This is a genomic window from Micromonospora sp. NPDC048169 (assembly GCF_040652815.1).
Taxonomy (GTDB): domain Bacteria; phylum Actinomycetota; class Actinomycetes; order Mycobacteriales; family Micromonosporaceae; genus Micromonospora.
In genome coordinates, this window is the sequence record NZ_JBEZMS010000070.1 from 1 (window position 1) to 11,556 (window position 11,556).

General features: G+C 68.1%; 8 protein-coding genes. 5 read left to right on the forward strand and 3 right to left on the reverse strand.

Annotated elements, in window-relative coordinates; genetic code table 11:
- Positions 1–465 precede the first annotated feature (465 nt).
- Complete coding sequence (locus AB0D28_RS29405; protein ID WP_357391108.1) at positions 466–1,452, reverse strand: serine/threonine protein phosphatase; 987 nt, start codon at positions 1,450–1,452, stop codon at positions 466–468.
- 423 nt (positions 1,453–1,875) lie between these two features.
- On the opposite strand from AB0D28_RS29405, the gene AB0D28_RS29410 reads away from it, so the two are divergent.
- From AB0D28_RS29410 to AB0D28_RS29420, 3 genes are all read left to right on the forward strand, one after another.
- Positions 1,876–2,904 carry a C40 family peptidase gene (locus AB0D28_RS29410; RefSeq protein ID WP_166457693.1) on the forward strand — a complete coding sequence of 343 codons (1,029 nt, stop codon included), beginning with the start codon at positions 1,876–1,878 and terminating at the stop codon, positions 2,902–2,904.
- Between the two features lie 293 nt (positions 2,905–3,197).
- Positions 3,198–3,683, forward strand: a complete 486-nt coding sequence (locus AB0D28_RS29415) for a hypothetical protein (RefSeq protein ID WP_116510039.1) — start codon at positions 3,198–3,200, stop codon at positions 3,681–3,683.
- Between the two features lie 100 nt (positions 3,684–3,783).
- Complete coding sequence (locus AB0D28_RS29420; RefSeq protein WP_104112994.1) at positions 3,784–4,641, forward strand: IS5 family transposase; 858 nt, start codon at positions 3,784–3,786, stop codon at positions 4,639–4,641.
- Positions 4,642–4,917: 276 nt separating this feature from the next.
- Here AB0D28_RS29420 and AB0D28_RS29425 read toward each other — a convergent pair whose 3' ends face one another.
- The gene (locus AB0D28_RS29425; protein WP_146074803.1) at positions 4,918–6,006 is read right to left on the reverse strand and encodes a hypothetical protein; all 1,089 of its coding nucleotides are present in this window, start codon (positions 6,004–6,006) and stop codon (positions 4,918–4,920) included.
- 411 nt (positions 6,007–6,417) lie between these two features.
- Here AB0D28_RS29425 and AB0D28_RS29430 point away from each other — a divergent pair.
- A protein-coding gene (locus tag AB0D28_RS29430) for an IS5 family transposase (RefSeq protein ID WP_225980853.1) occupies positions 6,418–7,283 on the forward strand; the annotation gives its coding sequence in 2 pieces (ribosomal slippage) (positions 6,418–6,751 and positions 6,751–7,283; 867 coding nt in all).
- Here the strand turns inward: AB0D28_RS29430 and AB0D28_RS29435 are convergent.
- Positions 7,267–9,873, reverse strand: coding sequence for a transcriptional regulator (locus AB0D28_RS29435; RefSeq protein WP_357391112.1), 2,607 nt, complete (start codon positions 9,871–9,873; stop codon positions 7,267–7,269). The two genes, AB0D28_RS29430 and AB0D28_RS29435, sit on opposite strands and share 17 nt — an antisense overlap.
- A 277-nt stretch (positions 9,874–10,150) precedes the next feature.
- Between AB0D28_RS29435 and AB0D28_RS29440 the strand changes: the two genes are divergently transcribed.
- Positions 10,151–11,521: an Hsp70 family protein gene (locus AB0D28_RS29440; protein WP_357391114.1), complete on the forward strand. Its 1,371-nt coding sequence runs from the start codon at positions 10,151–10,153 to the stop codon at positions 11,519–11,521.
- Positions 11,522–11,556: the final 35 nt, after the last annotated feature.

Below are 11,556 nucleotides of genomic sequence, written 5' to 3' on the forward strand. Positions count from 1 at the left end.
TCGGTTGTCCTCACAAACCATCGATGATCAACGCGGTGGCCGTCTTCATGCCCGCGCCACGCCCAACGCCAAAGCCAAGTGACGTTGGAGTACTAAGGACCGGTCCAGGCACGACCGAGGTACAGGGGTGTGAGGTCAGCCGGTGTTGACACGCCTCACGTTCATCGGCTGATCGAGCAATTTGAGGTGGCCGCCCACGTGGGCGGCCCACGGTCATTCTCCGCTTCACCACCTTGGAAGCCCTCCGCGCACCTGTCCGCTCCGCCGCCGGTGAGCGCGCTCCTGTCGGCGTACGGCTTCGAGTGCAGAGCCAGGTACGGCACCGGGTACGCAGCAGCTATCGACGTCTGCAAGTGCGGCTGCGGCTCGCGGCCGAGCTTGCTCTGCAACGATCAACTACAGCCAGTAATGTTGGTCGACCCGGCAGTGCGCGGATCTGCCGATGTGAGTGCACAGTTCCATTGCTCAACTCGCCCGATCCGCAACGATCTGGACTGTATTCCCGTTGCCGGGATACTCGGCCTGAAGGTCGCCGTCGAACAAGCGCCAGCAGAAGTCGTTCATCCGGGCAGCTGCGGGGGCGTGTCTGGCGATGATTTCCCCTACGGGCGGCGGCAGGTCCGGTGGGATATCGCCGGCCGCGCATCGGCGCACAAACTGGTCGCGTGCGACGGGACCGCCGCCGACCGGCCCGGGCACCCCGCATACCGAGGTGGCCAGCCAGTTCACCAGCCGCATGGAAGCATAGTCGGCATCGTGACCGGCATTGCGGGCAGCGAAGTGGCGCTCGGCGTCCGACAGGTCGAAGCGCGGTGAGGTGGCGAGCCCGAAGTCGACGAGGTAGAGCCGCTCTTCGTCGGCCCGGATATTGCCGAAGTGTCCGTCCAAGTGCAGCATCTCGCGGTTACGTAGAAACGCCACCATCTCGAACAGCTGCCGCTCGACCGCCGCGGCTCTGCCGACCGGGTCGCTCAACCAGCGAGGCAGCTCGTCGGGGAGATGTTCGAGGAACAGCACCAGGCTCGCGGTGGCGCCCGCCAGCGCTTCGAACCGCGCACGCACGGCCTGGTTACCGCCGAACTGGGCGACGACGGCGTCGATGTCGAGGTGCTCGGCCGCGACCGGCGGGCGGCCGGGCAGCACCCGCCAATGGTGCAGCAACGGGAACGATTCCGACTCGCCAGCGAGGACGCCCTCAGTGACGCTCTGGTTCGCGGCCAGCTCGCGCCACGCGCCGAAGCCCGGACCAGCCAGGCGGTACATGCCGTATTGCCAACGGACTGGCATGCCGAACAGGTTCGCCGTGCTGTGCGGATGAGCCAGCTCCCGGTCGGTGATCGGGACCCGCTTGACGAACACGGGCACGCCGTCGACATCGGCGATCGAAGAGCTGCCGCCCCACGCCCACGCCGTCGAGTGACGCGGCCCGCAACAACGCTGCCAGTTCACCATCGGTGCACCCGGCCAGCAGCGCCGCGACGCCGTCATGGCGGGAACGTCGCGTGAGGAGCACCGCTGCATCATGCCGTCGAGCGACAGCCCTTTGACACGGTGCGAAGCGGTCTCCTTCGCCAGACCAATTGACGCGCCCGATCGGACAGGGACGGTTCTGAACGGGTTCGGAGCATGCTGGCAGGGCGCCATGACAACTCCCCGTTATGCCGCGATTCGGGCGAAGGCCCACCTCCGCCGGTTACTCATCGTAAGCAACGGACGTGCGTCGCCGGGGCGGACCGGCACCCCAAGGTCCCCAGCGCCACTCGCCCATGCCTGCACATTTGGCGTACCTGGCTCTGCACCGGAACCCGTACACCGACAGCTCCCGGCTGTCCCTGTCCGATCAGCTATCCCCAGCCGTATTGAAAGGCCGCCGCCATGACCAGAGCCATCACCGGCATTGTCAGCCTCGTCGTCGTTGCCTGCCTCGGCCTGCCCATGCTCCTGCTGACGGCCGTCATGGGCGGCGGCTCCAAAGGGTGCGGCGCCGCCGCTCTACCCAACATGCATCCCTTCGGGCGACCGCCTACCGTCGGTGCCTGGGATGTCGAGCAAGTTGACGTAGCCGCGATCATCATCGACATCGGCGTCACCAAAGGCGTCCCTCGATGGGGCTGGGTCATCGCTGTCGCCGCCGCCATGCAGGAATCCCGCCTCCGCAACCTGCCGCATCTAAGCACCCGCAACGACCACGACTCCATCGGGGTTTTCCAACGGCGCCCAAGCCAGGGATGGGGCACCGTCGCGCAACTTTCTGACCCCGCCTATCAAGCAGGCAAGTTCTTCGACAAGCTCCTCACAATTTCCGGCTGGGAATCGATGCCGCTCACCCAGGCCGCCCAGGCGGTCCAAGCATCGGCCTACCCCAACGCGTACGCCACATGGACCAACGATGCCCTCCGCCTCGTGGAGCAGCTCACCAGCACCCTCCCTGACTGCACCCCCGACGCACTGGCCGCCCTACCGGCCGGATTCACGCTGCCCTCCGACACCCCGCCAGCCGTGACAACCGCAGTGTTCTGGGCCGCTGCCCAACTCGGCACGCCCTACCACTTCGGCGGCACGTGCACCGACCCACACTCCAACGAACCCCACAAACAGTGCGACTGCTCATCCCTGATGCAAGCCGCCTACCGAGCAGCCGGCATCTCCATCCCCCGCATCACCACCGACCAAGCCAATGCCGGCACACCAGTAGCCAGCCCGACGCGCCTGCTACCCGGCGACCTCATCCTGATCCCCGGCAGCAACGGCACCCCGGCCCACCCACGCCACGTCGGCATGTACCTCGGCGAAGGACTCATCATCCAAGCCCCGCAGACCGGCGACGTCGTCAAGATCACTCAACTGAGCAGCTGGAACGACCAGATCGCCAAGATCCGACGGATCGTCCAGGAACCTGCTTGAGAAGGGCACGTTCCTGGGTTCGGGACAGTCGATGCCGCCAGATGCCGCTTGCCGACCGCCGTGGCCCTCGCATCTGCTCAACCATCGACTGAAGTGCGACTCGACGATCCAGTCTAGACACCCACGACGAAGGGTCGGTAGACGCGGATTGGCGCGCGGATCGCGGCAGAACCGTGCATCCGATCTTGGCCCCTCAACGACTCGTCTGCAGGTCGCGGTGCTGCCGGGACTATCTCGGCTTGCACCAACGTCTCGTTCCCGCGGCAGCACATCACCGCGTAGGCTGCAGCGCCGTGAACGCCACCGTCGTTGTCTCGATCGCCGGACTCATCGCTACCACCACCGTAGGGGTCCTCTCCCCGGTTCTGCAGGGCCGATTCGCAGCACGGAACGCGGCCCAAGCCAGGCGCTACGACCAGCAACTGAGCGTCTACGCCGACGCGATGCAGTTCGCCTACGCGCGCAAGCAGCAGCTGGAAATGTCAGGTGATCCGGATGATCCGTACGAGACGAACCGAGCGAGCCCGGACTGGACGACAGCAGCCACGATCGGCGGTCGACTCCACTTACTCGGCACGGGCGACCTCATCAAGAAGTGGGATGCGTTCCAAGATGCGGACTCGGCGCTACGCTGGCACGCGCTCGAGGAAGCCCCAGTAGACGAGCATGGCCAGCCGGAAGTGGAGCCCGACGATCCATATTTGGTCGCATTCAACACCGCCGTTAAAAATCTGATTGTCGCGCTACGCAAGGCCGCTGGCTTGGAGGACGCTGCCTGAGAGGGCGGTTCGGTAGCCTTTGCCCATTGTGGGCTTGGCTCGGGATGTGAATGCGAGCGATGGTCGTAACCGGTGAGGTCCCGGTCGCGTTGGGCCGATCATGGGCGAGCGAGCGGCGTATCCGAGTGACCTGACCGACGAGCAGTGGGCGGTGGTCGGTCCGTTCCTGCAGGCGTGGAAGGACCGGCATCCGTCGGTGTCGGGGCATCAGGGCCGCTACGAGCTGCGGGAGATCGTGAACGCGATCTTCTACCAGAACCGGACCGGCTGTCAGTGGGCGTACCTGCCGCACGACCTGCCGCCAAAGTCGGCCACCTACTACTACTTCGCTCTGTGGCGTGATGACGGCACCGACCAGGTGATCCACGATCTGCTGCGCTGCCAGGCGCGGGAGAAGGCCGGCCGGGCAGAGGACCCGACCGCGGTGGTGTTGGACACACAGTCGATCCGGGCCGCCAACCACGTCCCGGCAGCGACGACCGGCAAGGACGCCGGCAAGAAGGTCCCGGGCCGCAAGCGGGGCCTGGCCGTCGACGCCCTCGGTTTGATCATCGCGGTCGTGGTCACCGCGGCGTCGGTCACCGACAACGCGATCGGCGTGCGACTGCTGGACAACGTCGTGGCTCACACCCCGACGGTGACCAAGGCATGGGTCGACGCCGGGTTCAAAGACGACGTGCAGATCCACGGCGCCGTGAACGGCATCGACGTCGAGCAGGTCAAACGCTCCGACACCACGGCCGGGTTCGTGCCGATCGCCCGCCGGTGGGTAGTGGAGCAGACCAACGGCACCCTGATGCTGCACCGCCGTCTGGTCCGTGAATACGAGAGCCGGCCCGCCTCCGCGGTGTCACGCACCTGGTGGGCCTCGACGGCGAACCTCATCCGCCGGCTGACCGGCACCACCACCACGTCCTGGCGCGACCCAGGCGTGGACAGCGGGATGCTGGCAGGATAGGTCAGCAACGAAGCTCCTGTGCTGGGCAGTGCGCCTTGGTCGACTGCTGTCCTACCGGGAGCTTCGTCCTATCTGGAGCAGCGACACTCCGCTACGCGCCTGCTCAGGAGCCCTCGATCACGATGAAAATGGCTCAGTGGGGCCGTGATGCTCCTGACTGCACTCGACCGGGACGATACGCGGGCCTGCCGCAAGCGCGCGATGGATCCTGACACGAACTCCTTGATCGATCGACCCTCGAAGGGCAGTGGCCGGAGGGTGCGCCGATCCGGCGGACTACCGCGCCTCGTCGCCGTGGCGACGCCGCCCCTCGACCCGGTCCTGGACGATGCGCGTGCTCTGGTCGGGAGCCAGTTCCGAGAACACCCGCAGGTGCTTCTGGTCCACCCACGTCACCTGCGTGCCGTCCCCGAAACCGTCGTAGCTGTCGACGCTCTTGCGGGTCAGGTTGTTCATCCTTCGGCCGTCGAGGTCACAGGCGAACATGTCGGTCGCCAGCCCGTTCGGCTGCGGCGACTCGAACGCCACCCGGGCACGTTCCGGGTCCGGATCCGACAGGAGCGGGCGACCGGTCGCCGGTGAGCGCCAGACGTCCTCGGGATAGCGGATCCCGGCACGGACGACCAGAAGGTAGGGCGTACGGGACACCGGCCGGCCGCCGATGCACTCGACCGCGACGACCAGTCCCGGCGTACCCGTCGATCGCGCCACCTCGACCTGCCCGGCGTGCAGGGCCGCTCCGTCGACGTACGGCAGTATGCCGCCGCGGTCGAGCAGCCCGACCGCGGCGAAGCGACGGTGCGGGGGCCGTCCGGAGACGGCTTGCAGGTAGGCGAGGTCCGTGATGATGTGCAGGACGACACCGGCCGCCGCGCGACACGTGCCGCGCACCACGAATCGATGGGGCAGCGGCGTGGCCCGGGCGAGGTCCGCCCCGGTCAAGGCGGTGCGCAGGTCGACCCTGCGGGGGTTCGCCCCCTCCGCTGCGGCAAGCGACCAGTCGGCCGGTAGGACGTACAGGTCGCGGCCCGGGACCAGCACCCGCTTCTGCGGGCCCTCGCCGTACTCGACCGCGCTGATCCGGACGTTCGAGGCGACCGGGATCGCGTCCAGTTCGAGGGCGGGACGCAGGTGACGTCGCCTCACCCGCAGGCTGACGTGTCCCAGCTCCGCCGGATCCGCGGTGGGCCGGAACTCCAGCACCAGGTAGGCGACCACGCACAGGACGGTCAGCGCCCACGCCAGCCACAGGTTGCCGGCCAGGAAGGTGGGCACCTGGGACGTCGAGTAGTTCACGACGATGCTGGTCACCGTGAGGACAAGGGCGGCCAGCAGAGATCGACGTACCCCGCGCTCGGTCCGCATGCGCCGCAGGCTAGTGCACGCGGGACTCGACCTTCCATCCCCCGACGCGTCGAGTCTCTGCACTGTGGACCTGTCGACGATGACCGACGCGGTGACCGCGGCGTCCCGACTGCGCCCGTCAGACCCCGGCCCGGCGCCGACGCCGGCGAGTGAGGCTGGCCGGTCAGGCGAGGGACGAGGGCAGTGGCACCTCTCCCCGCAGCGCCCGCTCCGCCAACTGGACGCGCTGGGGGTGGAGGGTGGTGTTGGCCAGCGGATGACCGGGCACGTTGATGCACCGTTCGCCGGGCACGGAGTCACAGACCTGACAAGGGAGGAACAGGCCGCAGGACGGGACGAGTTGCGCGTGCCCGCCGCCTAGGGCGTGTCCTGCCGATCATGTAGTGGTTGATCGTTGACGATGTGCCGGTGGTGCGTCGTGGTGAGTTGACCGATGAGGCGTGGGCGGTGATCGCGCCGCTGCTACCGGAACCTGGCGGAGCTCGGGGGCGGTGGCGGGATCACCGTCAGGTCATCAACGGGATCTTGTGGAAGCTGCGTACGGGTGCGCCGTGGCGTGACCTGCCGGAACGCTTCGGGCCGTGGAAGACCTGCCACGAACGGCTACGCCGCTGGACCGCTGACGGGACATGGGATCGGATCCTCGCGGCGGCGCAGGTGCACGATGACGGCACACCGGTGCAGTGGACGATCAGCATCGACTCGTCGATCGTGCGGGCGCACCAGCATGCCGCTGGCGCCCGCAAAAAGGGGGCGCCCAGGCAAGTGCGGCGACGCCTGGTGCGCAAGATGGCGAGGCCATCGGCCGGTCCCGCGGCGGGTTGAGCACGAAGATGCACCTCGCGGTCGACGGACGCGGACGGCCGCTGTCGATCTTGCTCACCCCCGGCCAAGCCGGCGACAACCCGCAGCTGTTGGCGCTGCTGGACGCGATCCGCGTCAACGAGCCCGGGCCGGGTCGGCCCCGCAAGCGACCGGAGGTGCTGATCGCGGACAAGGGCTATGCACATGACTTGACCCGGCGAGCCCTGCGACAACGCGGGATCCGGCACGTCATCCCGGAACGCAGCGACCAGGTCGCTCGCCGGGCCGCCAAGGGCAGCCACGGCGGGCGACCACCGGCCTTCGACAAGGTGATCTACAAGAAGCGCAACGTCGTGGAACGCTGCTTCAACCGGCTCAAGCAGTGGCGTGACCTGGCAACGCGATACGCCAAACGCGCATCCCTCTACCGAGCCGGCCTCGTCCTGATCGCTGCCGTCATCTGGCTCCCATGATCGACAGGACACGCCCTAGGGCGATGGTGTCTTCGCTCGGTTGGGCGTCGAGGTCGGCGAGCACTCTCGTCAGGGCGCGCAGAAGCGTACGAATGCCGTCGGCATCGCCGAGGGCGTGCCGGGCGTGCATAGCCTTGGTGTAGAGGGCTTCGTTGTACCGGTCTAGGACGATGGCTTTGTTCAGCAGGTCTGATGCGGTCTGCGGGTCTTGGTTAAGCAGGTCTTCGGCGAGGAGTAGGTGGGCTTCGGTGCCCCAGCGGCGCACCGTCTCGCGGTGGGGTTGGAGCCACTCGTAGTCCTGCCCCTCGGCCAGTGGCGCGTCGTAGAGCTCGCAGGCGGCGGTCAACAGTTCGTGGCGGCGCAGTCCGGTGGCGATGGTGGCGCGACGCATGAGGTCGCGGAGAGTCCACACGTCGACGTCGACCGTCGTCGGGTCGAGTCGGTACCGGCCGGCGGTTTTGATGATGTAGGCGTTTTTGGTCTCGGCGGTGCCGGCACGGCCGAGGACGTGTCGCAGGTTCGAAGCGTTGGTGTGTACGCGTTGGTCTGCTTGGCTGAGGCGGGCGTCGGGTTCGAGGTATTCGCCGATGTCCCGGGTGGTGACGCCGTCGGGGTGGCAGGCCAGGAAGACGGCGAGTTCGAGGGCTTTGGCGCGCAGGGGCCGTCCCGGTTTGGTGATGTCCTCGATCCGCGGCGGGCCAAGCACCCGAAGTCGGGCCTTCCCGACGACAGCGGCGGAGGGAGTTGCAGTTGCCGCGGGCTGATCCTGAGATGCCGCGTCGTTCCGGCTGGCGTGCAGGGCAATGACCGTGGCCGGTACGCCTGGCGAGGTTGTCGCTGGAGGTTCGCCGGTTTGTGCTTCGCGCAGCGTGGTCAGGGTCTGGATCGCTGTGGTGGGTTCGAGCACGGGTAGGCGCGGCGGCAGCGGTTCGGTTGGCTGACCGGATATGAGGGTGGTCCGTCCGTCTGGGCGTATATCAATGGTGACGCCGGGGTGCCACTCACCGAGCAGCACCCCGAACACCTGCCTGCTGGCGCCTACGGCCAGCGCCGCCTTGATGCGGGCTGCGGCTGCGGCGGCTGGTGTCTCGGCGATGAGGACGACCGGAGGCAGAATCCCTGTTTCCGGAGCTTCGGGTTGTTGCTGCTCGTCGGGGTCGGCCAGTGTCTGTTCGTCGAGTAGGCGGCTGCGGTGCAGCAACTGGGTCTCGATCGTGGTGAGTGCGTCGTCGAGGGTGTCGGTGATCTGCAGGCGCGGCCATGAGCTGACGGTCGTCATTTCGGTGCCGAGCAGCGTGGTCAGGGTAGCGGCGTCGATGACGACTTCGCCACGCGCGTCGGGGTGTTGCGGGTCGCCGGACGCCAGCGCTGCTACGAGGGTGGCGCGTGCGGCGGGAGCTGCGCCGTCGCCGACGAGGCCGACGCCACCGGACGGCAGCGGGACAAGGGCGGCCACTGGTGCCCCGTCGTCGGGGTGCGGGAGTTCGGGGTTTCGGGCCACGGCACGGCGTAGCTCGGCCACCGAAGGCGGCAGGTCGGTGGGTGGATCGTCGTGGGGGTCACCGGTGTAGCGGCGCCGGCGCTGCCGCCACACCAGGGCAGCTGCCGCGCTGATGGCGGCGGCGAGGGACCAGGGCAGCCACTCCGCGGAGGTCAGCTGCAGACCCCGCTGGTGGTCGGCCTCCTGCGGGCGTTGCGCGCCGTCGGCTTCCGGCGAGGACGAAGGCCGCGTGGGAGCGTCGGTGGGTGACCCGGAATCCGGTGCGGCGGATGTGGTCGGCGAAGAGCTCCTGGGCGCGGCGGCCGTCTCATGGATGTCCGGTGTGGGTGGATCGGTGGGCTGCAGGGCTTCCGGCGGGTTGCTCCGCGGCGGGGATGGGGCGACGGTGCCAGGTCGCGGTGAGCGCGGGCGGCGGCCCGGGATGGCGGTCTGTGGGGGTTGGGCATCGGCGGGTAGCCGCAGTTCCCAGCCCGGGTAGATCAAGTCGCAGTCACGCAGTGCGCCGCCGACCTGGGGAAAGTGGCGGTGCTTGTTCATGCGGCAGATTTCCGGCCAGCGGCCGGCGTCACCGAGCCACTGCTTGGCGATCTTCGACAGGGTGTCGTGTCGCTCGACGGTATACAGGTAGCGGGTGTTGCCGACCTGAATCAGTGCCGGCCCCTGGGCGAGAGCTTGCTGAGGAACAGCTACTGCCTCGGCCGCGTCGACCGCCGCCGGTGGTCGAACGCCGCCGGTGTTCAGTTGGCCGACGGAGGTGACGGCGATGGCCGCGGTGCCGGCCAGGCCGAACACGAGCCGGTGCAGTGGTGCGGGAAGCCGTAGCACCGGGATCCGCCATCGGGTCGCCAGCGCGATCAGCTCGGCGATCAGCAGCAGCGCGAGCACGGCCCACAACAGCCACACCGCCCACACAGCCGCGCCGGCCAAGACGGTCGAGGTGAACCGTTCATTCGGCTGCTCGAACCATGCCACCACCTGCGTCCACGACGGCCACCTCCGCAGCGGGTTCCCGTCAAGGGACACCAGCAACGCCGGTACCCCGGCCAGGAACACGACCGTGGCTACGGTGGCCCGGACCGGTCGGATCACGGAGGACACCCGCCCCGCTGTGTGGCGCGGCGGTGTCGACGCAGGCGGGACGTAGACCGTGGGACGCGCGTATTCGGCTAGCCGGTTGCCGCTGTCCGGGGATTGCTGCGACATCCTGTCCGTCCCCCCGCTTGGTAGATCCCTTTCCTCTCGCATACACGGCGATACCCATCGAGGGCCATCTCCTCAGGAATGATTCTCACCATGCGCGCACAATCGATCACGGGACGAGAACGTGGTTGACGATCTACTCCCCGGTCGGGAGAGACTGCCTCGCATGCCAAGCGGGGGCACGCGACTATCGATCGATCTCACGTCGTCGGCAATCGCCGCCACGGTCGACCGCGATGGCACCCGGATCCCCGTCCTGCTCAACGGCCGCATCGTCATGCCGCACGGCATCGTGATCGACCCCGCCGGTCAACTACACCCCGGCGTCAATGGGCTGCCGGAGCCCTCGGTAGGTCACCGGTTCATCCGCGACCCGGTGGACCTCCTGCACGCGGCTGACGCCGAGCCGCCGGTGGACGCCGTACAGCTGCTCGCCGGGCAGCTGTGGTACGTCGCGGACCAGGCAGTCCGCCAAGTCGCCGTACCGGTCGCCGCTCTGACCGTGACCATCCCATCGGCCTGGGGACCACGCCGACGGGGGCATCTCACCGACGCGGCAGCCCGGGCAGGCCTCCCTGCACCGGCCATGGTCACCGCGCCAGCAGCACTCGCCGCTTACGCGACCGCCGGCCACGCCCCGGATGGCACATGTCTGCTGATCTGCGACGCCGAGCGGCGTCCCATCACGCTGACCGTCCTGCAAGTCAGCCCCGACGGGTACCGGGAACTCGCCACCCGCCAGGTGAGCCCGAGTCGCGACCTGGACCGAGACCTCGCGCAGCACCTCTTGACCCGCAGCATCGCGGACGACCCGTCACAACGACCCGAAATACAGGCCATACCCGAGCCAGCCGACGCGGCACTGCTGGAGTCCATCCGCCAGGCCAGGACCGCCCTCTCCACTCAGGAACGCGCACCCGTTCTCCTGCCCTCGCCCCGCCCACCGGCCGTTCTGACCCGCGACGACGTCACCGCCGCAGCGCAGCCCCTCCTCGACGAGACCGCCAATGCCGTGCAAGGCATCCTCGACGCCGCCGACATCAGCCAGCAGCACCTCAGCCACGTGATCCACCGGGAAACCAAAGCAATCCCTGGCCTACAGGAACGCCTCGCGGCCATCACCGGGCACACTCCGACCGCCCTCGACGGTCACTCCCACGCCCTCGCTGACGGCGCCCTAGCGCTCACCGCAGCCCATCACCAGACAACAAGCACCGCCAACGACACCGCACTGCCACGAGTTCGGCTCCGCGTCCGTGACCTGACCAGCGCCATCATCCTCGGCGTCTGCTCGCTCACCGTGCTCCTACAGACCATCCTCACCGCGGACATCGTCACGACCTACTCCGTCCAAGTCGTCGGCGTCCGCCTCTCCCTGCCTCAACTGGGCATCGCCGGTGCCCTCACCATGCTCACCGCATTCGCCGTGGCGCACCTCGCCCCCACCACCTGGCTCGCCGGCACCACCGACGCAGCCACCACTAAGGCGTGTTTCGTAAGTCGGGCTGGCAGCGTCGAGGTCAGGGTGTGGCGGTGATCGACAACTGAAGAGGTCTCCGGTATCTGGTTCTG